This window comes from Vibrio sp. GJ43-1 (genome assembly GCF_055808835.1).
The window spans coordinates 2,194,614-2,219,530 of the sequence record NZ_CM147884.1; the positions used below are offsets into that span (position 1 = coordinate 2,194,614).

Annotated in this window: 30 protein-coding genes and 2 pseudogenes; 6 read left to right on the plus strand and 26 right to left on the minus strand. The window is 41.9% G+C overall.

What is annotated here, in order from left to right; genetic code table 11:
- Positions 1–107 precede the first annotated feature (107 nt).
- The 3 genes from AC0L66_RS10455 to gloA form a co-directional block, all read right to left on the minus strand.
- Positions 108–506 carry a VF530 family protein gene (locus AC0L66_RS10455; RefSeq protein WP_265675630.1) on the minus strand — a complete coding sequence of 133 codons (399 nt, stop codon included), beginning with the start codon at positions 504–506 and terminating at the stop codon, positions 108–110.
- Between the two features lie 176 nt (positions 507–682).
- Positions 683–1,780, minus strand: a complete 1,098-nt coding sequence (locus AC0L66_RS10460) for an alkene reductase (protein ID WP_473567210.1) — start codon at positions 1,778–1,780, stop codon at positions 683–685.
- An 11-nt stretch (positions 1,781–1,791) separates the two neighbouring features.
- A complete protein-coding gene (gene gloA, locus AC0L66_RS10465; RefSeq protein WP_265675628.1) occupies positions 1,792–2,175 on the minus strand; it encodes a lactoylglutathione lyase in 384 nt (127 codons plus the stop codon).
- A gap of 363 nt (positions 2,176–2,538) precedes the next feature.
- Between gloA and AC0L66_RS10470 the strand changes: the two genes are divergently transcribed.
- The gene (locus AC0L66_RS10470; RefSeq protein WP_265675627.1) at positions 2,539–2,880 is read left to right on the plus strand and encodes an ArsR/SmtB family transcription factor; all 342 of its coding nucleotides are present in this window, start codon (positions 2,539–2,541) and stop codon (positions 2,878–2,880) included.
- Between the two features lie 124 nt (positions 2,881–3,004).
- Entirely contained in the window at positions 3,005–4,063 is a 1,059-nt protein-coding gene (gene arsB / locus AC0L66_RS10475; RefSeq protein ID WP_473567213.1) for an ACR3 family arsenite efflux transporter, read from the plus strand.
- Between the two features lie 107 nt (positions 4,064–4,170).
- On the opposite strand, the gene AC0L66_RS10480 is transcribed toward arsB, so the two are convergent.
- From AC0L66_RS10480 to AC0L66_RS10490, 3 genes and pseudogenes are all read right to left on the minus strand, one after another.
- Positions 4,171–5,049, minus strand: a complete 879-nt coding sequence (locus AC0L66_RS10480; protein ID WP_473567216.1) for a phosphoserine transaminase — start codon at positions 5,047–5,049, stop codon at positions 4,171–4,173.
- Complete coding sequence (locus tag AC0L66_RS10485; protein ID WP_473567218.1) at positions 5,049–5,288, minus strand: hypothetical protein; 240 nt, start codon at positions 5,286–5,288, stop codon at positions 5,049–5,051. Before AC0L66_RS10485 ends, AC0L66_RS10480 begins: the two co-directional genes overlap by 1 nt.
- Positions 5,289–5,457: 169 nt before the next feature.
- Positions 5,458–6,693: pseudogene (locus tag AC0L66_RS10490) on the minus strand (DUF819 family protein).
- 789 nt (positions 6,694–7,482) lie between these two features.
- Between AC0L66_RS10490 and AC0L66_RS10495 the strand changes: the two are divergent.
- Positions 7,483–7,671 carry a hypothetical protein gene (locus tag AC0L66_RS10495; RefSeq protein WP_265675623.1) on the plus strand — a complete coding sequence of 63 codons (189 nt, stop codon included), beginning with the start codon at positions 7,483–7,485 and terminating at the stop codon, positions 7,669–7,671.
- A gap of 324 nt (positions 7,672–7,995) precedes the next feature.
- On the opposite strand, the gene AC0L66_RS10500 is transcribed toward AC0L66_RS10495, so the two are convergent.
- Together AC0L66_RS10500 and AC0L66_RS10505 are read right to left on the minus strand one after the other, a co-directional pair.
- Positions 7,996–8,292: a YkgJ family cysteine cluster protein gene (locus AC0L66_RS10500; protein WP_473567220.1), complete on the minus strand. Its 297-nt coding sequence runs from the start codon at positions 8,290–8,292 to the stop codon at positions 7,996–7,998.
- A 71-nt stretch (positions 8,293–8,363) separates the two neighbouring features.
- A complete protein-coding gene (locus tag AC0L66_RS10505) occupies positions 8,364–8,639 on the minus strand; it encodes a putative quinol monooxygenase (protein WP_265675622.1) in 276 nt (91 codons plus the stop codon).
- A 204-nt stretch (positions 8,640–8,843) separates the two neighbouring features.
- Between AC0L66_RS10505 and AC0L66_RS10510 the strand changes: the two genes are divergently transcribed.
- Positions 8,844–9,176, plus strand: coding sequence for a PBPRA1643 family SWIM/SEC-C metal-binding motif protein (locus AC0L66_RS10510; protein ID WP_265675621.1), 333 nt, complete (start codon positions 8,844–8,846; stop codon positions 9,174–9,176).
- A gap of 167 nt (positions 9,177–9,343) precedes the next feature.
- Here the strand turns inward: AC0L66_RS10510 and AC0L66_RS10515 are convergent, their stop codons facing one another.
- From AC0L66_RS10515 to AC0L66_RS10535, 5 genes are all read right to left on the minus strand, one after another.
- Complete coding sequence (locus AC0L66_RS10515; RefSeq protein ID WP_473567223.1) at positions 9,344–9,748, minus strand: VOC family protein; 405 nt, start codon at positions 9,746–9,748, stop codon at positions 9,344–9,346.
- Between the two features lie 40 nt (positions 9,749–9,788).
- On the minus strand, positions 9,789–10,373 hold the full coding sequence (locus AC0L66_RS10520) for a uracil-DNA glycosylase family protein (RefSeq protein ID WP_265675619.1): 585 nt from the start codon (positions 10,371–10,373) through the stop codon (positions 9,789–9,791).
- Positions 10,374–10,433: 60 nt separating this feature from the next.
- A complete protein-coding gene (locus tag AC0L66_RS10525) occupies positions 10,434–10,985 on the minus strand; it encodes a GNAT family N-acetyltransferase (RefSeq protein WP_265675618.1) in 552 nt (183 codons plus the stop codon).
- Positions 10,976–12,031 (minus strand): MFS transporter, encoded by a 1,056-nt coding sequence (locus AC0L66_RS10530; RefSeq protein ID WP_473567225.1) that lies wholly within the window; start codon positions 12,029–12,031, stop codon positions 10,976–10,978. Before AC0L66_RS10530 ends, AC0L66_RS10525 begins: the two co-directional genes overlap by 10 nt.
- Positions 12,032–12,836: 805 nt before the next feature.
- On the minus strand, positions 12,837–13,124 hold the full coding sequence (locus AC0L66_RS10535) for a carboxymuconolactone decarboxylase family protein (protein WP_473567226.1): 288 nt from the start codon (positions 13,122–13,124) through the stop codon (positions 12,837–12,839).
- Positions 13,125–13,525: 401 nt separating this feature from the next.
- On the opposite strand from AC0L66_RS10535, the gene AC0L66_RS10540 reads away from it, so the two are divergent.
- Positions 13,526–13,708, plus strand: a complete 183-nt coding sequence (locus AC0L66_RS10540; RefSeq protein ID WP_265675614.1) for a hypothetical protein — start codon at positions 13,526–13,528, stop codon at positions 13,706–13,708.
- 77 nt (positions 13,709–13,785) lie between these two features.
- On the opposite strand, the gene AC0L66_RS10545 is transcribed toward AC0L66_RS10540, so the two are convergent.
- The 5 genes from AC0L66_RS10545 to AC0L66_RS10565 form a co-directional block, all read right to left on the minus strand.
- Positions 13,786–14,334 carry a sugar O-acetyltransferase gene (locus tag AC0L66_RS10545; protein WP_473567227.1) on the minus strand — a complete coding sequence of 183 codons (549 nt, stop codon included), beginning with the start codon at positions 14,332–14,334 and terminating at the stop codon, positions 13,786–13,788.
- Between the two features lie 193 nt (positions 14,335–14,527).
- The gene (locus AC0L66_RS10550) at positions 14,528–14,791 is read right to left on the minus strand and encodes an NAD(P)H-dependent oxidoreductase (RefSeq protein ID WP_390902934.1); all 264 of its coding nucleotides are present in this window, start codon (positions 14,789–14,791) and stop codon (positions 14,528–14,530) included.
- A gap of 252 nt (positions 14,792–15,043) precedes the next feature.
- Positions 15,044–15,526: a hypothetical protein gene (locus AC0L66_RS10555; RefSeq protein ID WP_473567228.1), complete on the minus strand. Its 483-nt coding sequence runs from the start codon at positions 15,524–15,526 to the stop codon at positions 15,044–15,046.
- A 119-nt stretch (positions 15,527–15,645) separates the two neighbouring features.
- Positions 15,646–16,251, minus strand: a complete 606-nt coding sequence (locus tag AC0L66_RS10560; RefSeq protein WP_473567230.1) for a LysE family translocator — start codon at positions 16,249–16,251, stop codon at positions 15,646–15,648.
- A gap of 107 nt (positions 16,252–16,358) precedes the next feature.
- Positions 16,359–17,153 carry a phosphotransferase gene (locus AC0L66_RS10565; RefSeq protein ID WP_473567231.1) on the minus strand — a complete coding sequence of 265 codons (795 nt, stop codon included), beginning with the start codon at positions 17,151–17,153 and terminating at the stop codon, positions 16,359–16,361.
- Positions 17,154–17,784: 631 nt separating this feature from the next.
- Here AC0L66_RS10565 and AC0L66_RS10570 point away from each other — a divergent pair.
- Positions 17,785–17,990, plus strand: a pseudogene (locus AC0L66_RS10570) (hypothetical protein); the annotation flags it as partial.
- A 23-nt stretch (positions 17,991–18,013) separates the two neighbouring features.
- On the opposite strand, the gene AC0L66_RS10575 reads toward AC0L66_RS10570, so the two are convergent.
- From AC0L66_RS10575 to AC0L66_RS10610, 8 genes are all read right to left on the minus strand, one after another.
- The gene (locus tag AC0L66_RS10575; protein ID WP_473567232.1) at positions 18,014–18,439 is read right to left on the minus strand and encodes a hypothetical protein; all 426 of its coding nucleotides are present in this window, start codon (positions 18,437–18,439) and stop codon (positions 18,014–18,016) included.
- 133 nt (positions 18,440–18,572) lie between these two features.
- On the minus strand, positions 18,573–19,151 hold the full coding sequence (locus AC0L66_RS10580) for a DJ-1/PfpI family protein (RefSeq protein ID WP_473567234.1): 579 nt from the start codon (positions 19,149–19,151) through the stop codon (positions 18,573–18,575).
- A gap of 144 nt (positions 19,152–19,295) precedes the next feature.
- The gene (locus AC0L66_RS10585) at positions 19,296–19,646 is read right to left on the minus strand and encodes a RidA family protein (RefSeq protein ID WP_428755033.1); all 351 of its coding nucleotides are present in this window, start codon (positions 19,644–19,646) and stop codon (positions 19,296–19,298) included.
- A gap of 148 nt (positions 19,647–19,794) precedes the next feature.
- Positions 19,795–20,577, minus strand: a complete 783-nt coding sequence (locus AC0L66_RS10590; RefSeq protein ID WP_473567236.1) for a M12 family metallo-peptidase — start codon at positions 20,575–20,577, stop codon at positions 19,795–19,797.
- A gap of 531 nt (positions 20,578–21,108) precedes the next feature.
- Positions 21,109–21,591, minus strand: a complete 483-nt coding sequence (locus tag AC0L66_RS10595) for a tetratricopeptide repeat protein (protein WP_265677990.1) — start codon at positions 21,589–21,591, stop codon at positions 21,109–21,111.
- A 114-nt stretch (positions 21,592–21,705) separates the two neighbouring features.
- Positions 21,706–22,152, minus strand: coding sequence for a GNAT family N-acetyltransferase (locus tag AC0L66_RS10600; protein WP_473567238.1), 447 nt, complete (start codon positions 22,150–22,152; stop codon positions 21,706–21,708).
- 128 nt (positions 22,153–22,280) lie between these two features.
- Positions 22,281–24,092 carry an ATP-dependent nuclease gene (locus AC0L66_RS10605; RefSeq protein ID WP_473569230.1) on the minus strand — a complete coding sequence of 604 codons (1,812 nt, stop codon included), beginning with the start codon at positions 24,090–24,092 and terminating at the stop codon, positions 22,281–22,283.
- A 307-nt stretch (positions 24,093–24,399) separates the two neighbouring features.
- Positions 24,400–24,786, minus strand: coding sequence for a VOC family protein (locus AC0L66_RS10610; protein WP_473567240.1), 387 nt, complete (start codon positions 24,784–24,786; stop codon positions 24,400–24,402).
- Positions 24,787–24,917: the final 131 nt, after the last annotated feature.

Below are 24,917 nucleotides of genomic sequence, written 5' to 3' on the forward strand. Positions count from 1 at the left end.
TAGACGCACTACACAACGAATTAATTCACTCGCATTAGGTTACCAGAATCGTAATCAGGTGCTTTCCCTGCTACCTGAAACGTTTTGGCTTTCACCGAATCGACCGATTAACGACCCCGATGGCGACCACCTGACGTACGTGCTTTATACGTTGATGCCGCTTTAGCTTGTGACGCATGAATAGATTCAACCGTCAACTGCATTGGCTCCTTGGGCTCAATACCAATCGCAAAGGTACGCTTACGAGGTGGGATGTCATATTCATCCTCTCTTGGTTTAGGCATACGCTTGAAACGAGAAAGATAGAAGATTTCCACCTTTTCTCGTGCCCATTCTGTTTTTTTCAAGTACTTCACGCTACTAGCGATAGACGGGTTGGTGTGAAAACAGTTCATACGCATCGCTGCGTCCAAAATGTCCCACCCATAATAATCAACAAGTTCAGTCACCATCTCCTCAAGTTTTAGACCATGGAGAGGGTTATTTTGTTGTTCTTCTAATGACATGGGAGTCCTACAGTACAGTGGTAATATCAAGCGTAGTATACGATGTTAATTCGCTCCTTGATAAAAAAACTTCAATCCCTATTCAAAAATCTTTTTTTCGGACGCATAAACGACAAAACCGCACGGTAGCCGTGCGGTTTTCATTCACTGCATTATGCAATGCTCATTATCTGAAGTTACTTTCCATACTCTGGGTAATCATTCAGACCTTCTTCATTGCCACCAAACAACGTATTGTGGTCATGCTCTGCTAGCGGATATTGATGCTGAATTCGCGCGGGTAAATCCGGGTTCGCAACAAAAGGACGACCAAAACCAACCAGATCGGTCATGCCTTCCTCTATCGCTTGCTCCGCGCTTTCTGCGTTATAACGCCCTGCATAAATGAGAACACCTTTAAACGTATCACGTACCGCTTGCTTAAAAGCAACTGGCGTGCCCGGTGCATCGTCCCAATCCACTTCAGCAATGTGTAAGTACACAACATTCAGCTCATTCAACAACGCTGCTGCCGCGGTATACGTTTCCACTGGATTCGCATCCACCGTACCATTTAGCGATGTAAATGGTGCAAGGCGAACACCTACTCGCTCAGCCCCAATCGCATCAATCATGGCTTCGACGACTTCACGCATAAAGCGCAAACGATTTTCTACAGAACCACCATACTCATCCGTACGGTTATTGGCTTCTGAGTCAATGAATTGATTAATTAAGTATCCGTTAGCAGCGTGAAGTTCAATACCATCAAACCCCGCTTCTAATGCATTGACGGCAGCTTGACGATACTGGCCAATGACATTCAAAATATCAGATTTGGTCATGGCTCGCGGTTCGACAACGTCCACAAACCCCGGCGCTTGCGTTCCATTGTCAATAAATACTTTTACGTTCTCAGCTTTAATCGCTGAAGAAGAAATAGGTTGTTCACCACCGATATTATCTGGGTGAGTCACACGGCCGACATGCCAGAGTTGAGCAAAAATAACGCCGCCGTTGTCATGTACCGCACTCGTTACCTTTTTCCAGCCTGCAATTTGTTCAGGCGAGTAAATCCCCGGAGTCCAAGCATAGCCTTGACCTTGAGGGTGAATTTGAGTGCCTTCTGCAACTATCAACCCTGCACTGGCGCGCTGTGCATAATATGTCGCCATCATATCATTGGCGACGTTGCCTGGTTGTGTGGCACGTGAACGCGTCATCGGAGGCATGACGATACGATTCTTTAGTGTAAGAGAACCAAGTTGTAACGGTTGAAATAACGTGTCTTTCATTATGATTTCCTTTAGTTAACTTGGATCAATTCAATTTGGTAGCCGTCTGGGTCAACGACAAAAGCGATGTGGGTACTGCCACCTTTTACCGGACCGGGCTCACGAGTAACTTGACCGCCTTGCTGCTTAATCGCGTCGCACATGGCATAGATATCATCCGTTCCAAGCGCGATGTGACCAAAGGCATTGCCCATTTCGTATTGGTTAGTATCCCAATTAAACGTCAATTCAATCGTCGAACTGCTTGGTTGTCCTGGATACCCGACAAATACCAATGTGTAGCGGTAATCTTTATTGTCGGTTCTATCTAATACCGACATCCCCAACACTTGGGTATAAAACTCGATGGACTTTTCAAGGTTGGCTACTCGTAACATAGTGTGCAGGATTTTCATTTTCGTCATTCTCTATCAAGACGTTTAAGTGGTGAAAGCACCAACCGTAAAACGTTACCAAATTCATACACTCTATTTTAACGGCACTACGACAAGTGTATAATTATCATTAATTTTGAAAATCATAATCTTTTGTTATCTAACTGTTGAAGCTTGAAAAGCTAACCGCTAGTGAGGGAGCATTGTTAACAACGCCTCGTACAGCATGGAAAGCCATCATTTAAAACCCAGACACTAACTCGCTAAATAATAATGTTATTTAGCACCCTGCTCTTAACTCTGCTGATATGACGAAAATAAACCATTGACCTCTCTTATTATTCCGCCTACCATTAATCGTCTTTTAACGATTAGAGATACCTGATGACCTCGACTTGCCAACCCACTCTGCAAACCGACTTTACTCCAACGGCGGAAAGAGAGCAGGATGAACACCAGTTTGCTGCGATGTGCAAAGCACTCTCACACCCGGCAAGAATTCGAATCATCAGTATTCTGTCCATATTGGATAAATCCGGTGGTTGCTTAAACAGCGATTTGGTATCTCAGCTTGGTCTTGCCCAATCAACGGTTTCCGAGCATCTGCGCATATTGCGACTCGCGGGTTTTATTAGTGCAGAATCCATTCCACCTAAAATGTGTTACCGCATAAATAGAGATGCCTTTGCAAGCTATGATGCAATGAGCAAGAACATCCTAAATTAATCCTCAAGCATGCTGGCTCTAAGCCATAAACGCGACGTCATGACACTTACACCGACATGTCGCCTACTGTATAACTTAACCATTTAAAATCGTTATTCGACGATAAACGATAACGGAGAGAACCATGAAACCAACCATGAGCTTTTTAGACAGATACCTAACCGTGTGGATTTTTTCTGCTATGGCGATCGGTGTTTTTCTAGGGATTCAGTTCCCACAAATTGAACAATGGAACGAAGCTGTCACCGTCGGAAGCACGAACATCCCCCTAGCGATTGGGCTTATTGTCATGATGTATCCTCCTCTGGCTAAAGTCGATTACCGCTTGCTCGGGGCGACCATGAAAGACAAGCGAGCCATTACACTGTCACTGATCATGAACTGGATTGTCGGTCCTATATTAATGTTTGTACTGGCTTTAGTGTTCTTGGGGGATCATCCTGGCTATATGGTTGGTATTATTTTAATCGGTCTGGCTCGTTGCGTTGCCATGGTATTAGTTTGGAATGATATTGGCGGTGGTAACAAAGAATACGGGGCTGCGCTCGTTGCATTAAACAGTGCATTCCAAATTCTCAGCTACAGCTTTATGGCATGGCTTTTTATCAGTGTCCTTCCTCCTGTCTTTGGCTATGAAGGCATGGTCGTCGATATTTCCATGATTGACATCGCGCACAGTGTACTAATTTACCTTGGCATTCCGTTTATCGCTGGGTTCTTAAGCCGTAAAATCCTTGTATCTATGAAAGGTGAGCACTGGTACAACACCGTATTCATCCCGAAAATTTCGCCCTTAACACTCATCGCGTTACTGGCAACCATTGTCTTGATGTTCAGTCTTAAAGGAGAAATGATTGTTGAATTGCCGATGGATGTGGTGCGAATTGCCATCCCACTGACCATCTATTTTATCTCGATGTTTTTCATTAGTTTCTTCATCGGTAAAAGATTGGGCATCCCTTACGACAAAAATGCCTCCATTGCGTTTACGGCGACAGGCAACAATTTTGAGTTAGCGATTGCTGTATCAATCGCAGTCTTCGGGATTAGCTCAGATCAAGCCTTTGCGGGCGTCATTGGTCCACTGATTGAAGTTCCAGTGCTAATCTACTTGGTGAATGTTGCACTAAAAATGAAGACTCGCTACGATCAAAAGAAATCTGCCGTTCTCGACCATAAGTAGACGGTTTATCCATTCAAAAAAGGGCAGCCTCCTTAGTTAGCTGCCCTTTTCACACTCTCTTGCTGCGCTATGCAGCCGACGTTTTAATAATGGATTAGGTGAAATCGTTATTGGGTCACTTGCTGATACGCCCAGTCAAGCCAAGGCAGTAATGCTTCTAGATCTCGGCTCTCAACCGTTGCACCCGCCCAAATTCGCAATCCTGATGGCGCATCTTTGTATGCACCAATATCGTACCCCGCCATTTCCTTATCTAATAAAGCGACCATCGCTTTGATTTGGGCTTCACTCGCATCTAATGTAAAACAAACACTAGTGTTTGAACGCTGAGTTTCTTCCTTAGCCAAAAAGTGAATCCAAGGCCGAGAGGCGACATAGTTGGTCAATACCGCTAAATTTGCGTGCGACTTTTCAATAGCAGCACTCACACCACCAATATCGGATACCCAGCTTAGTGCATCAAGATAATCTGCGACACACAACATGGACGGTGTATTAATCGTCGCCCCACTAAATAAACCTTCTATGACTTTGCCAGATTGCGTCATTCTAAAGATTTTAGGTAACGGCCAAGGTGGCTGATAAGACTCGAGTCGCTTAATCGCCTTTGGACTCAGTACAACCACACCATGAGCCCCTTCACCACCGAGCACCTTCTGCCAACTAAACGTGGTGACGTCCAGTTTTTCCCATGGCATCTCCATCGCAAAAACGGCCGACGTCGCATCACAAATCGTCAACCCTGTTCTTGATTCACTAATCCAATCTCCATTAGGAACCTTTACGCCCGACGTTGTACCATTCCACGTAAACAGTACGTCATTTTCAGGGTTAGCTTGCGATAAATCAGGCAGTTGACCATACTCCGCCGAATACGCATTCACATCGCTAAGTTTAAGCTGTTTTACAATATCATTGAGCCAACCTGCGCCAAATGACTCCCAATAGAAGACATCAATCGCACGTTGCCCCAACATCGACCACATCACCATTTCCATCGCCTGTAGGTATCAGAAGCTGGGACGATACCCACTCGATAATCATCCGGAATGCCGAGGATCAATTTGGTTTGTTGAATTGCTTCTGAAAGCGCAGCCTTACCGACAGAAGATCGGTGAGAACGACCTAATGTTGCAAGATTAAGACGGTTAATATCGTAACCAGGGCGTTTCGCGCATGGTCCAGAAGAAAAATTGGGATTGTGGGGTAACACTTGAGGTTTCATAAGCCTCCCTGCTTGTGAACGCATAAATTAGGCTAGCATTCTCTCTCAATTGAATAATTAATCAACCTTGAAACAGCGACTCAGACAAAAAAGGGTAACACCAAACGGTATTACCCTTAATCAATCTTAGCTTGCTCCGACTCTAACCGATATTAGAGAACGGGGAAATCTAACCAACAACGCTCACCGCTGCCTGCATAATAATGCCGCAGATATACGCACCATATGTACCCAGTGCATAACCGAGTACCGCCATCAAAATGCCTACTGGCGCTAGTGCAGGATGGAACGCAGCAGCAACGACTGGCGCAGACGCCGCACCACCAACGTTGGCTTGGCTGCCCACTGCCATAAAGAACAACGGAGCACGAATTAGCTTAGCAACACCAATCATCAACACAGCATGAATAGTTAACCAAGTAATACCAATAAAGAAGTAACCTGGGTTATCCAGTATGGCAGTGACATCCATTTGCATACCAATAGTAGCGACTAGGATATAAATAAATGCAGAACCAATTTTTGATGCACCTAAGCGTGCTCTAAGGTGCGCGCGCTTTTAAAGGTTGAGGCGATAAGTGCAAACGTAGTCACCAACACAATTAACCAAAAGAAACCAGACGTTAAGCTGTATTTCGCTAGCTCCGGAGCATTAGTCTCAATCCACGGCGCAATTAAGTCGGCGAAGAAGTGTGCTAGACCAGTTAGACCAAAGGCAATCGCCACGACTTTCATCATGTCGGTAGTCGTAATGGGTCTTGCGTTCTCTTTTTCATAATGTGCGACGGTTTCTTTAAGCTCATCAATAGAAGACGTGTCCGCTTTTAACCAAGCGTCAACTTTCTTTTGACGACCCGCCATTATCAGTAAAATTGCCATCCAAATATTAGCGCAGATAACGTCAACGGTAATCATCGCAGAAAACAGCTTGTCATCGACCTCAAAGACCTCTTTCATCGCTGCTTGGTTTGCACCGCCGCCAATCCAAGATCCCGCAACGGTCGTTAGACCACGCCATACATCACCCGCGACTAAGTCTGGATTCACCGCATTGATAATCAGCAATGCAATAGGACCGCCGATGATGATACCGAGTGTCCCGGTTAAAAACATAATGATTGCTTTTGATCCCAAACCAAAGATCTTTCTTAAGTCCGCAGAGACAATCAATAATACGAGCGCGCCTGGAAGAAGGTAGCGACTCGCGACAAAATATAAATTTGAACTTGAACCGTCAATGACACTAGGTCGTGTTCAACAATGATGGGACGAAGTAGCAAAGCAATAAGCCAGGAACAAAAGTATAGAATTTTTTCCAAAACGGATTCTGGCTGCTTTCCGTAATGAATACCCCACCCAAGATTAAGGCAAGCATACCCATTATTACTGCATCATTTGTGACCATTGTTATAGATCTCCATCTGTTCTGTTCTTACGAACATCGTTTATCAACTGGCCGGAGACTATACATGCAAGGTGAATGTGCTACAAATTGTAACAAATAGCTTGAAAAAAAATGCTTGCCAGATACCACATAACACCCGCAAATGGGATCAAACCGTGTTTCTCGTTACCTAATCAACCATTCGATAGTGAGTAAAGCCCAAATAAAACAGCAGAGAATCAGTATGTTAACTGAATAGAACAACAAACATATTTGCATTAATATTCGTGAGTACGGGCTATGATACGATTGTCAGCTTTGCTGACTAATTGGTATGAAACCGCCCACAACGGTTATTTGTTAATCATCTTTTGGATGACATTAATTTGATGTTCATCACATAAAAATAAGTGTTTACGTACAAAAATTGACAGACATGTCTAAAAAGCAGCGATTCCACCAACAATTCAACACAAATTGAGCACCTTTTTGACGATGAAATGACGGACTTGGAAACGGCGTTCTTACATTAGTGACTGTTTTTTCTGATTCTGACAAATCGCTACTGAGTAAACCCGCCAATAACCGCACCCATACGCTATGCATAATAATGAGCGTAGTCTTCAGCGCTTACTCTGCTGCCCATTCCCTATCATCCGTTTTTGCTCTGTCATCTTTATCATTTCGGTATACAACGCTAATCAACGAGCCTTTCTCGAAACGTAGTCTCACTAAATTCACCGAGTACTGGATATTTATACAGCCATGAAATATACTGATTGTACATACAGTATTTAGCGAGGTGTTGTTATGTTGCAAGAAAGACTAGATCGAATCAATGAGCTGCGTAAACAAGCAATGGCTGATCCGAGTTTTGTTCAGTCGGCTGAAGCGCATAGACAGGCTATCCTCTCAGAATATCAAGGTCATCACAGCCAATCATCGCGCAAGCCCAAAACGCTATCAGAACTGTACAGCCGTTATAGCGATAACATTTAATCCGCTAAGATTGACTTGCTCTAATTAGAAACGTTGCATGGATATAGAGGTCATCGGGTATTTAGAGGTAATCGGGTATATGAACACATTTGGTATGATGGAAAGAACCGTATGTTGCAAAAGCTTAGATAGAACAGCGTATGGGAATAGACAGGGTGTGCAGCACTAAGTACCACTTGATCATAGAATCGGGTGTCGAATGGCGAGATTATCATCGTATACGACCAACCCACTTACCTGGCATCGCTTGTGTAAGTGGGATCATTAAGCCTGTAATTTGAATGATGCTGGAATGGGTTCAGACGGGGTCTTAACCAACATATGTTAGGGCATCTGTTCTTTACGCTCCACCTTGCATTCATATGAACCCATTTCAAACTCACGACATATCCAAGGTCGATTTTCATAGATCGTGCACATGTAAGTCTCACGATCAAGCGCCGAACACCAACCGTCATCCAACCGTAACATCGTTTCCGCTCCCCATTGATCATAAGCAATATGTTCTTCGGGAACATAGGTATCAGTAATGATCATCACTTCCAAGCGGCAACAGCAAGCGTGACAGTTTGAACAAGTCACTTCCGATTCTTCTGTGATGTTCTGTATTTGAATGGTCATAAAATTCTGCGATCAATAATTCTGCAATCTATAGTGATGCGCATAATACCTTAAACTTTGTCTTATCGGTATTACTCAATAATTTGGTAGTGCCTTATCACATTAACGGTCACCTTACCCCATTCAGAGGCTTTAACACGAGCTTGATGACGTTCAAATGCAAAGCGATCACGGAACTCTTCATAAACATGAAAGCGAGCTTGGTCGTGCTCATCTGGCTCTACCTCAAAAACTAAACACCCTTCTTCTTTAAGTGTCAGTTTTTTATGAATCACTAACGCCTCTACCACCTCTTTTCTCGTTTCAATTGGCACGACAATGTGGCCTTTCAATATTACTTTTGACACGTCTATCCTCATTATTGTCTTAATTAAATTACAGATGCGGTCATCCTAATCCAATCGGCAATGACGCTTATACATTTCTTATAATACCAACGCTTTCATGATCGATAACATCGCTTCACTCGCATTGTTACTTTATCAATGGCTAGATATCGGTATAATCGCCGCCCTAGTGATATCACTCCCCCATTTGTAAGCGAGTCTCCAATGTCAAAGTTGTTTTTTAAAGGTCGAATCGATACCAGACACAATCATGTTATGTCTGGCTACAACGTAAATCGTGACGTAAAAGCAGGCACGGACGAAGCGCCAATCTCAATCGTGGTGAATACTGCAGAACGCCAAACGGAAGTGGAACTGCAGTTGGCAGAAGCTGAGATTGTCGCCAACATTACCCTTGATGCATCAGCTGAAGAAAATATCGTTGAGCTTGAAACGCTACTTAATAAGCCAAAAACCACGACATTTGAGAAAACACCGAACCGTAACGATCCATGTTTGTGCGGCAGTGGCAAAAAATATAAAAAGTGTTGTGCGTAACACCCTGAACATTCCCATCATAGAATAGAGTCTATTGATGATTTGTCTTTCGCTTAAATATACTAGAATCATGGTTATCTAAGCGAAAGTACCTTCATGTATCACGCTAAGTACCCCCATAACAACACGGTTAACTCGTAATCCGTCTTTATGATCATTAGTTAAGCTCAATGAGCAAGCTGTAATAAGTCCCACTTATTTCCGTATAAGTCTTCAAAAACCACAACAATACCATACTCTTCTTCACGAGGAGCTTCATGAAACACCACGCCGTTATGCTTCATTAATTCATAATCTCGCCAAAAATCATTCGTTTGTAAAAATAGAAACACACGGCCACCACTTTGATTGCCTACAGCCTGGCGCTGATGCTCACCACTTGCTTGCGCAAGTAACAGATTGGTTCCGTCTGAATTAGGTGGCGAAATTTGCACCCAACGCTTGCCCCCTCCTAAATCGGTGTCTTCAACAACTGTGAATTGCAGTTTTTTTGTATAGAACTCGATAGCATCGTCGTAACTCTCAACAACTAATGCCACATTACCAATCTGCTGTTTAATAGATGCTGTCATTTTCGTTCCCATATTAAAGTTATCTTATTTTACCCATCAACTAATTATGAGTTAACACTTCTGTCACTCTCTGTCGAAGCCGTGGAATCACCGTATCTTTAAACCACGGGTTGCGCTTTAACCATCGATTATTTCTAGGGCTTGGATGAGGTAATGGCAGCACATCAGGCCAATAGTCTTGCCAGTGACTGACGACTTCTGTCAAAGTCTTACGCGACGAAGGGAGGTGATAAGCCATCGCATACTGACCAATCACAAGGGTTAGCTCGACATTAGGTAATGACGCCAACACTAACGCTCGCCACGTCGCGGCGCAAATTGGTTTAGGCGGTAAATCCCCTGTTTTTCCTGTCCCTGGGTAGCAAAACCCCATGGGTACAATGGCAAAGCAGTCAGGGTTATAAAACGTCTCCTTAGAGACACCCAGCCACTCCCTTAATCGTTCACCACTTGGGTCATTAAATGGCAATCCGGTTTCATGCACGCGCTTTCCTGGCGCTTGACCAGCAATAAGAATTCGCGACGTCTCACTCATTTGAATAATAGGGTTAGGGCCTAAAGGCAACGAATCAATGCAAACTGAACATTGCTGGATATCTCGAATCAGTATTTCGTTTGACTTCATGATGTCGCCTCCCCCTACAAATCATCAAATTATCCCGCTACAACTGCAGGCGACATGGGCTCAATGTCTATGTAAAGCCCATGCTGTTCGGCTTAGACCATAAACCGCATGATCAATAATTCTACCGTTCAAGTTCTCACTACGGGTAATAGTTCCTTCATGTACGAAACCTAAACGTTCAGCGACACCTCGACTAGCCTCATTCTCTATCGCAGCCGATATTTCCACTTTTTCCATCGCTAACTCTAAAAAAGCGATCTCTATCAGTTTAGCCACTGATTTTGTGACAATACCGTTGCCTTGATACTCCGCACTAAGCCAATACCCAATCTCAACCTTTTTTAAACTCCGATTAATGGTGTTAAAGCTAGTATTGCCAACCACTTTACCTTGCCAAATCATCGCGCAAGTCATAGATTTCCCTTCAGCATAATCGTGCAACGAACGTTGAATAAAACCTAAGAAAAAAGCCTCATCATGGGCGAGTATCGGCCAAGCTAACCACTGAGATAAGTAATCACGTTCACAAACGACAATATCCAAATACAACTGAGCAAACTTGGGCTCCACTAACGCCAGATCTAAGTTGTCATCCACTTCCATCACAAACATACTTTTTCCCTCGATGGTTTTTCTTTTCCGTTCATTCTAATGAAACCTGCCACCGCTAACAACGCAACCAAAATCACCCCATACCACGTAAACTCATACCCAAACTCATCAATGGAATAACCGACTAGAATGAAGCTTGGCATCAGTAACACACTGCGCATTGTCATTAGTACGCCTTGAATCCGTCCCCTATGGCTAACAGGGGATTGATTCGCCAAATACACCCCTTCCTTTGTCAATAACAGCACTTCACCAGCCGACAAGAAAAACCAAGCGACAAAAATTACGGGGATGTTCGAGGCTCCCATAATTAACGCGTAGCCCAACGCAAACATAAACCCTGCATAGACTAAACTCATCGTTTCTGTTTTCGACGACGTTAGTGTGATCAACCAAGGTGTCAAAATCACAACCACGACACAAGCGAATGTCATAAGCTGGCCAAATATAACCGGGCCATCAGCACCGTAAAGAGCGCTGAGGTAGAGCGGACTCGCCATCGTCATTTGATTTAACGCAAACCACAACAATCCACATAACAACGTAAAAACAATCAATCTTGGGCGCTCTCTGAGCACAGACCAAACCGTCCCTTCAACGGGTTTTTCAAGATCACTATTCCCAATTGCATGCTCTATTTGAGGGACTTTAACCAACATAGCTACAACGGCTATACCGACCAAGGTCGCTATCCCATTACCCCAATAAATCCAGCGAGTATGTGCCCAAAAAAGATACCCGGCGATGATCGGCCCAACTGCAGAGCCTAAATTGTAAGTCAGGTAACTCAATGATATGACAGCGTCTCGATTAGTAGGCGAAGAGAGATCGGCCACTAGCGCATTACTCGCGGGAAGGGCTATACCAAGACAGAAATACGCCATCAATAACAAGGTGGGCACTAAAGTGACAGATTCAGGATAGAAACCACATATCATCAGAAATAGTGACCCAACACCTTCACCGACAACCATAACCCTCTTATGACCAAAATGATCAGAGAGCTTTCCACCAATAAATCCGCCCATTAAGAATGCGGCGGTCACCAGCATAGCCAAAGAGACCGGCGACGGTTGCGCTATAACCCAGCTTTTCGGTAAGCAATAGCACCAAAAATGGGATAATAAAATTGCCCATTCCTAAAATAGCTCGCGCTATTGCAATATAATAAACAGAGTGAGGAAGCCCTGCATACATTGAAATGGATTTTGTTAATTTACGATACATCCTAATTGTCTCTAATCATCTATATTACTTCTAATAGTCACATTCTCCCAAACCTACTCAACCGTCACGGGGCCGAACAAAGCCATTCGTACTTTACCATTAGGATTTACGGCAAAACGAAACAGCGATTTAGCACAGAAAAGCTAATATAAAACACAAAATACCAACGGAAATACATAAACAAGGAAAAATTTTGTACTTAGCGTTGTACGTACTAATTTGGTGACAATATAAGACTTAGGATCTGTATTTTCTATTAATTGACTAGCCGCGACGCCAACAACATTATTGGGGTCACTGTAACCAACTTTATGACCAGAAAAAGAAAAAAACGCGCCAAGCCCAAACAAAATTAACATAGTATAGAAAGCATAATCACTAGCAAAGTTGAGCCTAACCAATCCCGTTGTCAGCTGAAATAGAAACACCAATAGTAATGAAGCAGCATTGGAGAGCGTTATAAAAATGAAAATCTTGGACATCGTCATCTCACTGTGATTCATCGGTATGTACGTCGTTACTCGCCTCACGCCAAACAGGACAGGCACGAAGAAATCTACAAATATATAAACCTATAACGCCGCGAGCACCGTTTCCTTTATCTGGCCGATTACAACACTGGCATTACGAAAATTTATCGATATCAATATGGTATTTTTCCAAGACTTCTTGCATCTGTAGCTTCTTCTGACCAGCAGCAACCGCCATCACTTTTGCCGTCACATCTGATATTTCGCCTTTCGTTATTCCCGCCTTTTTGGCTTCAAGTAAATAATAACGAGTACAAGGCAAGCAATTCATTGCCATTGCGGCAGATAAACCCACTAATAACTCGGTTTTGGTATCTAAATGATCGTTATTATGAGTCGAACGATAAAATGCGCCATAAGCGTCTTGGTGCTTTCCTAGCATATAATCTCCATATTCAATCCTGAAAATCAGGACCATTAATTACTATCATACTGAATGCTTCACTCGCACTCTGTGAGAAAACGAAGGTTTTGACAAACTGTTACCAAAGCCTTGTTAATTGGGCTCATCACTTAGTTATCTCATGCATAGTGAATAGTGAATAGTGAATAGTGAATAGTGAATAGTGAATAGTGAATAGTGAATGCTATTATCTGCCTCCAGCAATATCAATAAATGTACCCGTGCCATAAAGCGCTTGTCTGAGTAATGATACGCGCCGTGACCACCTTACTTTGTCCGCACCTTACATTTGGTTAAACTTATGTTTCATATTTAACAGATGCGCAACTATCACAAACCCACTACTGTTAGTAGCACGTTAATCACATGAAGTGGAAAAAATGAAAGTACTTATTCAATATACTCAAGCTGGCAAATATAGAGATCAGGCTTGGGAAGCGTTAACTCTAAGAACTGAAGGAAAAATCCAAGCTGTTACACCTTCATATGCCGCGCAATTAATTGAGCAGAATAAAGCCAGCTTAGTCATTTCTGAAGACGAACAACTCGTCGTTCACGTGTAGTGTCTATTCAAAAGAGCTCAATAATTAGAGCTCTTTCCCCTTCCAAACCGTGCATCCACCACACCTAATCCCTTAAGCTATGTGTTGAGAGTTTTAATGAATTTTGCTGGTGTACCACCAAATAAAGAGTCTGGCTCAACGTCTTTAGTGACGACTGAACCTGCGGCGATAACCGAACGGGCTCCAATCGTCACACCTTGGCAGATCACAACATTGCCACCAATCCAGACATCATCTTCAACAGTAATCGGCAGACATTGCACCTCCCATTTTCGACGATCACGATAATCAAGAGAATGCGTTGGCGTGTAAAACTGAGTACTTGGACCGACGAGTACGTTATTACCAATACTTATGGGAGCGTTATCCAACATCGTCACACCCATATTGATATAGGTATTTTCACCAATTGAAATAGTTTTGCCGTATTCACATAAAAATGGTGGGCAAACAACACTATTCTCACCCAATTGTTTCAACAACTGTTCGACATATGGCCTTGCAGGCTCAAACTGTCGTTGATTGATACTTTGCAATAGGTCGAATGCTCGTTTTCTTAAAATATCGAACTCTGGGCTGTAGGCGTCATACTCAATACCAAGGCACATCTTTTCAAATTCATTCATATCGTTACTACCAGGTCGGTTATTACAACGTCAATATAACGAATTGGTCATTATGTACATTGCGATGGGTCACTCATCACCACTAATTGACGTAAGAGTGACACTTACTTAAGGCACTCTGCGTGTTGAGCCATTAAGTTATCACATTAGAACACCATGACATGATCGACCAAAAACCGACCATCTTGATAGACTAAAACCATCTCTGCGACATACTCACCTTCAGCCTTCGAGCATGCTCAGCCCATTTTATCTTGCTCTGAAAATCGACTAAATCTGGCTCTAATGCAACAGTCTTGTCGTAACCATCATTTAAACTGAGCTCGAAGTTTAAATCTCGGATGTCAATTTGTTGCACTTCATGCTTGCCTGTTGCAGCAGCAACATATTCTTCAGCCAATGATTTACATAGACTTGCACGCTTTGGATTCGCGTTGATCACTAGTACCTTTTTCATACACTTTACTATCCATACTGATTAAGAAAGTTCAGTGTAAACTCTAACCTATAGGTCAGAGTCAAGGCCGTAAATACATCTCTCAATGGAATTCCGATAATTCTTAATACGCGCTTTTTTTAATTTTTAACTCGTCGATTTCTCTCTCAATCATTGCGTGTTTTTTTGTTGGCAGACTTTATATCCCTTAAATTCAAAGCCAGCTTTATCGTTCAACACTTGGGGAAAAATACATATATTTTCTTATAAAGCTCAATGTGACGACATAAGCGTGGCAAAGTGGTTTGAAAATATCTGAAAATTGGTCACATAGTATCCATCGCCATTTGGAATAGTCGATACCTTTACTACCCCTTTTCCATTTTCAAAAGTAGCTTGAACTTCATAGTTAGAGAGCTCATACTGACCTTTAGCCGTCGAAGCGGCTGATTTCGAAGATACCCACTTTGATTCTTCGATCGTTTTAAGCGACCCCATGTTACTTAGTAACGATATTGCTTGAGCCCCTTCTTTAGTCTCCAAATATTCGACAAGCTCCGGGTGAAGGTGCTGTTTAAATTCGCTTAGGTCCTCTGTATTAAAGCTCCAAACCACATCTTTAATATAAGTTTGAGCAATAGCATCTTGCTCGGCCCCTTTAAACCGCACATAAACTTGCAAAAACGCCATTCCAATGGCACCAATCACTGCAATTACAAACAGCACCACCATTACTCTAGCCATAATTTTTATCATAAATTTCCCTTTACGCGCCCATTCCCGACTTAATACCTAGCGCTGACGACTGATACTAACAATCTCACGCAGATTCCAACCAAATCCGCCAAGCTTTACGGTTCCACTTAAATAATTGGTTATGTCTTAACTATTAACGCTGTACCACACGCTGCCAATACACTGCCTGAAATCCTATTTAACCATACCTTTGAGTGGTTACCCTTCAGTAGCCCTCCCGCTTTAGACGCCACGATGGCATAACCGCTTAATACGCCACCAACGGATAATGTCGATATTATAATGATTGAGAGCACGTCAATCACACTAATGGATTGCAAATCTACGAATGCAGGGAAAAAGCCCATATAAAATAGAATGGCCTTAGGATTAGAAAGAGTCATCAATAAACCAGCGACGACACTTGAACCATTGTTATTGGTTTCTCTAAAATTTGAATCGCCGCTGTCAGACCAAGTTTTATAAGCAAGCCAAAAAAGATACGCAGCACCAATGTATTTCAACACGTTCGCAAACTCACCGAGCAAAGTTGAAACTACGGATAGCCCCATAAGCGCAAGAAAAATAAACACATAATCTGCGAAAAGCACGCCAAGTACCACGAGAAGCCCCTGCTTCCAGCCATAAGATACCGAACGAGATGCCACGGCGAGTACACTAGGCCCCGGTATTGCAGCTGATAGGATCATTGCAATAGATAAAGTCATTATTGCTGTAATAGTCACAGGGCCCTCCATAGACCTAACACTAAAATATTGCGCTTTAAACACAAATCCAATATGGAACTGAAAATACCCGCTCGTCTCGGATCAACTACAGAGTCGCCGTTAACTTACTTGTTATACACACTTTCACCCAACAATATATTGGTAATATACGGCCCATGGATTTTGACATATTGAATGTCTGCTCGGTAAGCCAAGTGATGCCCATCTTCGATATTTTCAATAAAAGCTTGGTTACCATTACTCGCTTCATTGTGCATATGGTCTACCAAAGCTTGAATTCTGTCAGTCATTGCTTTCACTAAAACCCGACGATCGACGTCAAGCAAACCATAAGCATCGCAAAACTGTTTGGCTCGTATAGACTGAGACTCTATGTTCCCCATCGCATCATATTCATGCGTTTTGAATGGAGCCCAGCAATACACAGCATAAGCAATATCCCAAACTCTCGGCGCGGGATGCGCAGTATCAAAGTCGATAATACCCACCGTTTCTGAGCCGGACAGTGAAACATTATATGGCGCATAGTCTCCGTGACAGACCACTTCCATTGGCTCTCTACTAGGGAGCGGCCACGCTAATGTTTCATTCGAATACTTTGATAAAAACGAGCTAGATGCATCATGGTATAAACGAAGAAGTTTAGCCGCAGAAGTCAGTGCTTGAGTCGTAGCAATGCGACCTTTCAGCGGATAATTGAAAACATCACCGTCGATATAAGACAGCATTTCATTGCCTTTACCATCGAAACCATAAGGCTGAGGCGCTGCATGAAAGCCACGTTTAGCGATATGCGATAATAAGCAATGTATGGTTTCAGACCACTTGCCACGTGGTCGATAAATCATAGTATTTGAACGAAAGATCTGACCTTTGCGTCCGCCTTGAAGCTCTTCCATCGGTATCCTTGTGTCATGTATCTTGCACTTACAAATACTAAGCGCCTTATTATGCCTGTGTAATCGCTATATTAAGCAAACACTATTTATTGTTTTCCTTGCCCTGTAAATACGCTTCATACTTTCTAGAAACCCATTGATGAATATGAAACCCCGTTTTACGAACAAGATACCAATCTACAACAGCTAAAATTACGAAACCAATTATAGTCCCCATCAGAAACCCTCCATAAACATCAATGCGTAACTCTATAAAATAGTTAACAAAAGCTGTGAACCTAAACAGACTATTTATGTTAGTTCTGGCTCCTTTCCCTAACTACGCAAAGTACTGAGGTCTAGCGAATGATATGACTCCCTCTACCCGACACTCTGCGTGCCATATTTACTCAATACACGCAAAAGAACTGTAGGCTACTATGTCCAGCATTCAAACTATTGGCATTGACTTCGCCAAGAATGTGTTCAGTATTCACGGCGCTGATGCATATGGCAAGTACGTCCTACGCAAAACTCTTAAAAAGAACAAACTCTTAGACACATTCACCAATTTACATCTCTACCTTATCGGTATGGGGACTTGCTCTAGTGCTCACCATTGGGCAAGCGAGTAGTACAGAGTGGATAGGCTCAAGTTCGGACCGTCATGTACATGGCAAGATGTCAGCGAGACAATGCAGCCCTATTTACAAAGCAGCTTCTGGACGATTACTTGCCGTCGGTAAACCTAGAAAAGGAGCAATAGTTGCTTGTATGAGAAAGATGGTTGTGACTCTCAATTCTATGCTGAGAGATGGGTTATGTGAGACGAGAGCAGCACCAATAATTAACGATTGACGCCATAGTCTCTTGTTATATTTTCATGCCGTATTGCATAATGGGTAGTCCTCATTCTTTTGATAAAACTCCCAAATAATCAAACGTTCAACAAGCTTAATATAAGCTCGACTTTCTTTTTCAGGCTTATTTACAGGCAGCACTGCAACATATAAATTATCAGGAGGATACTTTTGAACTTCAGAATCCAAACACAACTCTGAATATGTCCAACCTCCGCTGTGACCTCGTTTTCTAAAAAAAGCTGAGCGGCTAAATTGATACAAGCGCTTTGCAAGCGTCTGCCTAGTAGTCTCTCCTACATAAACTACGTTCTTCGAATTAATATCATGAAACCTAACAGGCACGCTCGAAAAATGAGCTAATACATAAACACCAGGTAAATTTAAAGATCCCAAACTTTTATAGTCTTTAAAGCTTACCCAGCCATCGAACTTTGGAGTTTCCATAACTTTCCTAAAATATAACGCCCTGCTTAAGTGGTGAGTGACGCACCACTGAACTTAACTTGGACTCCGTAATCACTTAAGCCAAAATTAACGCCAAAAGTGCCGAGCGTTACGAATCAACTTGAAGCGTTTGTTATGTGCATTCTTGCCAGTTGTAATCCATTTGTCTTGCCACCCTTTCAGCAAATTGCTTGCCAAAATGTTTTGATACCAAATATAAACTCATATCGATACCAGCAGATATGCCACCAGAAGTGGTTAACTTTCCAGATGCTACCCAGCGTTGGTTGCTAACAACATTTAAATCTGGAAACTGGGTAGCTAAATCAGGAATATCTTCCCAGTGAGTCGTCACCGTTGAACCTTTTATCACACCTGCTTGAGCTAAAAGAAATACACCAGTACAAACTGACGCGACTTCAGATGCGAGAGGAACTACCGAAGCCAACCAAGCTAGGATATCTAACTTACACATTTCATCAGTGTGCACACCACCTACAACAACGAGTAAATCTATGTGAGGGTGATCCTGTAACGAGTAATCAGGCAACACATTGAAGCCGCCACGAGCTACAACTGATTTGGAACTCTCTGAAACTAAGAAAACGTTTAGACTATCAGCACCAAGCCGCTTAGCTGTACTGAAAACTTCAAATGGACCTGCGAAATCAAGAACTTCTGCCTGATCATAAATGTAGATACCTATGTTCACTATGCCTCCATGCACATAACGCCCGCTTAAGTTGTGAGTTACGCACCACTGAAGCCAAATTTTAAACCGTAATCACCCAAAACAAAATTAACGCCAAAACCACCAAGCGTTACGAATCAACTTGAAGCGTTTGTTAGCAGTGTTCTAACGTCTTACCGCCGTTACTGTGACTTCAATAAGTATGTCACCTTCTAACGCAACACCTAGGCACGCTCGCTGAGGCCAGTGTTCTGGGTTTTCACCCAACCACTCACACCAGACTTTATCCATTTTAGGTTTATCAGGCATATTCGCGATAAACACCTGTGCACTTACTATTTGAGTTTTATCAGAACCTAGCTCTTCAAGGTTTTGTTCTATCGTCTCTAGCGTCAGTTTAGTTTGACCTACTATGTCAAAAGAGGTGTCTGATGATGTTGCTACCGTCCATACCAAATCTTTATATGCTGAGGACTTATTTCTGCCTTGATAGACACCACACTTCCTTTCAATCATTGTGTTCTCCTTGAACTGCTAACGCTTGCTTAAGTGGTGAGTAACGCACCACCAAACTTAAATTGACCACCGTAAACGCATAAGCCAACAGTTACACCAAAATTGCCAAGCGTTACGAATCCGCTTGAAGCGTTTGTTAGCTATGTTCCTATTTAGACGCATATTTTTTCGCAAAGTTACGAAGAACTTGCGCGTTATTAGCCGTAAGCTCATTACCGCAAACATTACCATCAACACTTATATCTGGGCTAGAATATGCAGGAATTATGTCTTTTTCATAAGACATAACTGTGCCTCGACCAGAGCATGTAGCCCCAAAGCTATACGTCTCATTTTTATACGGAAATGTATACTTAGCAAAAGCATCCATATCAAACTTTGGATTCGACTCAAGTGTTGTTTTCATATCATGATTGGCACCACTTAAATGACCTATTTCATGCTCCATAACGCTATCATGACAATTTAGACCAATCACAAAATAGTTGGCGCTCCTCGATGCAACCCCACACCATTGAGATTTAAAACTGTCAGCCGCATTAGAAAACAAAATCGCCTTAAAGATTGGAACACCAGAACTGTTATTTTCTGGAATTTCATACACAGAATAGTAATTTAGGAGGTTCTTCGCGGCATCTACATCTTGAAACCAAGAGCTGTCTATGTTTGAAACGTACTCTACTTTTGTAACTTTTCTTTTTATAGGGACACATGAGTTATTTAACGTAAGATTTGAGTAGCTAATCCAAGTGTTTATTTTTGAATCCACAAATTTCTTTGAATACTCATTAAGCACACTTTCATCAACATAAAAGTAAACTTCCGTTTCCAATTTAGGGAGACTAGGACAGGCCGGAAGCTTCAACTCTTCTGCGAAAACATTGAAACATTGCACCAACAAGATAAAGCTTAATATTTCTACTACTTTCATCACTACCTCAAAAATAGCTAACGCCCTGCTAAGTGGCGCTAACGATTAACTTACCAAGCGCACTTAACTTCAAGCCAAAACCGCCAAGCTTATGGCGTCCACTTAAGCAGTTTGTTAGCTTTTTCGTGCGATAAAGCCTGCGTTGCTCACCGAGATGTTGAAGTAACGCTCTCCCCTCAAAACCAACGACCAACATGACGGGACAGAGTTGAACTGTCCAAAAATTCGTAGCCTGAGTTGACGAAACTCAGAGGCAACTCAAAGTTTGCCACTAAGCCAACAACCACATACGCCAATTTTCAATTAAACGTAAATAACTCAGTAGCAAAGAAAAAGCACACAAGAGATGTGAGGTTTCCATTAAAGAACAGGTGTAAAGCTAGAACGATGAACCCGTACACCAATAAACTAAACCGTGAAAGCTAACGCCCGCTTAAGGCGTGAGTGAACGTGTGCCATGTTTGAGCGATAGCGAGTTCGGCACACGTTTACGAATCGCACTTAAAGCGTTTGTTATACGCGTGTTTCGTTTTACCACGTTCTATCTAAATCTTCTGCGTATAAAGAAATAGCTCGCTGATACTCTTTAATTGCATCACTGTTCGTGGTTGATACTAAAAGATCGAGTAATAATGATGTTGCTTCTTTATGGCGCCCCAAGTTGTAAAGACACATGGCATAGAAAGGCTGAACTTCAATAGAACTAGGGTACTCTCTTAGAGTTTGCTCAAAATAGCTTAACGCCTCAGAATACATGCCCAGACTTCGATAGGTACTCGCTAGCCCGAACAAAGCATCAAACCTTTCTACCGACGATAAGAGACCTGAAAGAGATGACTGATAATGAGTAATTGCTTCTTGCTCTTTACCTTCGTTGTCGTATGACCAAGCAATTTGCAAGTGAGCTTTAGCAGAATAAGTTTCATCGTTTAGCAGCGTTTTTAGCAAAGCTCTCGACTCTTGATACTTATCCTGTTTCCGCAATTCAATTGCTTGTTTGATGATACTTTCCATAATTTTCCTCGAAGCTTATAACGCTTTACTAAACGGCGCTTACGACTAACTTACCAAACGCACATAACTTCTAACCAAAAGCGCCAAGCGTATGGCGTCCGTTTGAGTAACTTGTTATGAGGCGACCCGCCACACCAAAGAAACAAAATTTTCATCGGTGTCCACTACTTCGTATCCGAGACTCTCATAGAAAGATATTGCCCTCAGGTTACGCTTAAAGCTTGAGAGTGTTACTTGCTGCTTAATCTCTGTGATTGCTTGATCATGAACCATTGTCATGACAGTAGCGCCAATTTGCCTACCTTGATAAGAAGCCTCAATGACAAGAAAGTGCACATGGAGCGCGTCGTTATAAGATTTAAAACACAACAAACCAGCACGTTTATTATCAACGTAGAGCCAGTGAAACCAATCAGTCTCATATTCTGTTTTTAGTCGGTGACGTTGAAATTGGTCATCCCAACCAAAGACTGCGTCAACGTGATCAAACAAACCTCTCTTTACCGTAGCAAAAACCTCTTCGAAATCACTCAGCAATACAGGTTCTATTTTTATTTCCATAAGCCTCATAACGCCTGCAATAAGGTGCGCCCCACTGAACTAGCAAAGCACACCGAATTCCGTACTAAAACCGCCGAGTGTAACGCATCACCTTGATTGCTTTGTTATATGCCTAGCGTAGTTGAGCTTTAAGTGATTATAAAATCGTTTATTTTTTGAAATAAGGGCATAAAGTTCGCAAGAGTCGATTGTTCTTTCAAAGACTCAACATCCATAGCGCTTATATGTTTACTCATACACTCCTTTCCTTTAGTTGTGAATGAGTAATTTATGAGTAATTGATCAAATTCAGATTGCTGGAAAATCAGATCCTGAGGATTGCTGTGCGAGTTAAACAGCTCAGTCATCTTTTGTTCTGAGAACTTTTTAGCCAATGGCAGTCTTTCTTCTAGCCAGTTATTCTCCAGAGCATGACGCCATATATGTTCAGGCAAACATGATTCTAGATCAGCAACTACAGCAAACCCCTTTTTCAGCAAATTGAAAACCTGCGGAGGCTTTGGTATTAAAGTAACCTTAATATTACTTGATTTACTATCTTTAAGGAACATATCAATTATTGATTTACACTCAATGCCAGCAGGATCGTTATCTAAGATCAGAGCACCTTTTAGTTTGTATTCTTCCTTGTTATGCTTTTGTACTAAATGAAAAGCCTTCGCTTTATCTGTGGCTGAATTAGCGCAATTATTACCTTTTAAATCGAAGTGAACTTTATCTTTTAAATCAGGGAAATACACTTCAATTACCTTTGAAAATATCGCCTTATCTGACTTACCCTCTACAAACAATCTATGCTTTTTCTCTGATTGCAATTCACGTTCCAGAGATGAAATTATATCTTCTTGTTTTGCTTTCTCTTCAAACCATTTTCGCTCTTGCTCTGCAATAATAGGGGCAATCAACGGCATAAAACCTAACTTTTGGTGCAAGTTTTCATCATCAATAATATTTAACTCTGTCGTACCTGTATTTTCGCATTTACTAACGTGAAAACGAGTTGATTTCAAGTTAGAGATACCTTCTATACCTTGGCCTATATTATAAATAGCGGGAGAGTGCGTTGTTAGGATAACCTGTATATTATTTTTCGCTGCTTCTATAAATTGTTTATTAAGTGCAAAGCAAGATGAAAACTCTACATTATTTTCAGGTTCTTCAAACCCCCAAATTTGTGGAGTAATTAGAGTTTTATGTCGATTCCCACTTTTATCACCAATAAATCTAAGCATTGAAGGTATATGTCGAATTTTAACACCATCACCTCTTCGTGAGAGAGGAATATTATTTGCGTTAAATTCTAGCGTTTCAAAGATACTCCTAAGATTTTGCGGTAACGAGATAGAATTATTATTATTAAATGTTCCATCAATAGCCTGTAACAGCTCTGTAAACTCTTTCTTGATTTTTTTCTCAAAACTATTCGCTGATGAGTGGAGTCCACTTTCTGCAGTTTGAGCAAGTACATCATATATTTTGCCTTGAAGGTCGGTAAAAAAACTCTTGTCCTTTATTGCAGGTACGTATATGAAATTTATATTTTCCAATAGTGACTTTATTTTACTTCTCGGTGGAAAGTCTTGTTTCTTTGTAAATCTATTATTATTTATCACACAGTATTTAATTTCTTCTCCATCTGTGTGCTCTCCACTTTCTCGCCACACTTTTTTCCAATAAACAGTATCTGGGAAACCATCTCTTCGGTAAGTTTTCGGCAACTTCAAACCTAATTCAATAACAACTTCTTTAGCTCGCTGTTTATACGTCTTTGCGTTAATGTTAAAATCAGACTTGAAGTTGTATGTTGTTTTGTGGTCAGTTTCGCCATTAAAAAATAAATTTAACGCACGAAGAATGTTCGACTTCCCAGCATCATTTTGCCCAACAAAAGTAGTAATTTCCTCGATTGGAGCTACCTGAGTTTGAATGAGATCGGAAATTTTTTATACTGACTAAACGAATCATAAGTTCTTTACTTACTATTACAGTTACTAACTTTAATTAATACGCTGATTCTATGATGAAATCACCTTGCCGACATCAACTTTATGCACTTTTGCGCAATAAAACTAGATGACCAATAAGAATGCAGCATACACTTAGCACATTGCGGTCACGGGAATGGGCATGTAACGCCTGCTTAAGTGGTGAGTAACGTACCACTCAAGCTAAGTTTTACGCCGTAATCACTCAAGCCTAAATTAACGCTAAAAGTACCAAGCGTTACGAATCTGCTTGAAGCACTTGTTAGGCCCTGGCCTCAAGCTTCCACGGTGGGTTTAACCGATTTTCGCCAGCCCAATACAGTTTGATTTTATTGCCGGACGGGTCAGTTAATGCAGCTTCTTTCCAAAGATAACTTTGCATTGTTGGCTCATGAGTGAATTCGATACCTTCAGACTTAAGATGCATAACGAGTTCATCCAGTTTTTCATGCTCGAAGTAAACTACACCGCGACAATCTAAGCCTTGTTTTTCCGTGTCTAGATAGACTGACAAAGTTGCATCACCATCAGGAAAGGAAAACCGAGCATAATACTCGTCACCAACAATTTGATTCAAGCCAAGCTTTGTATAAAACTTGACCGCCAATTCCATATCATGAACCGCCAAGGTTACTTGATTTAAATTCATACACTTTCCTTGTTGTACGTTTGCGCCTAACGCCCTGCTAAGTGGCGCTAATGATTAACTTACCAAGCGCACTTAACTTCAAACCAAAACCGCCAAGCTTATGGCGTCCACTTGAGTAGTTTGTTAGTTGC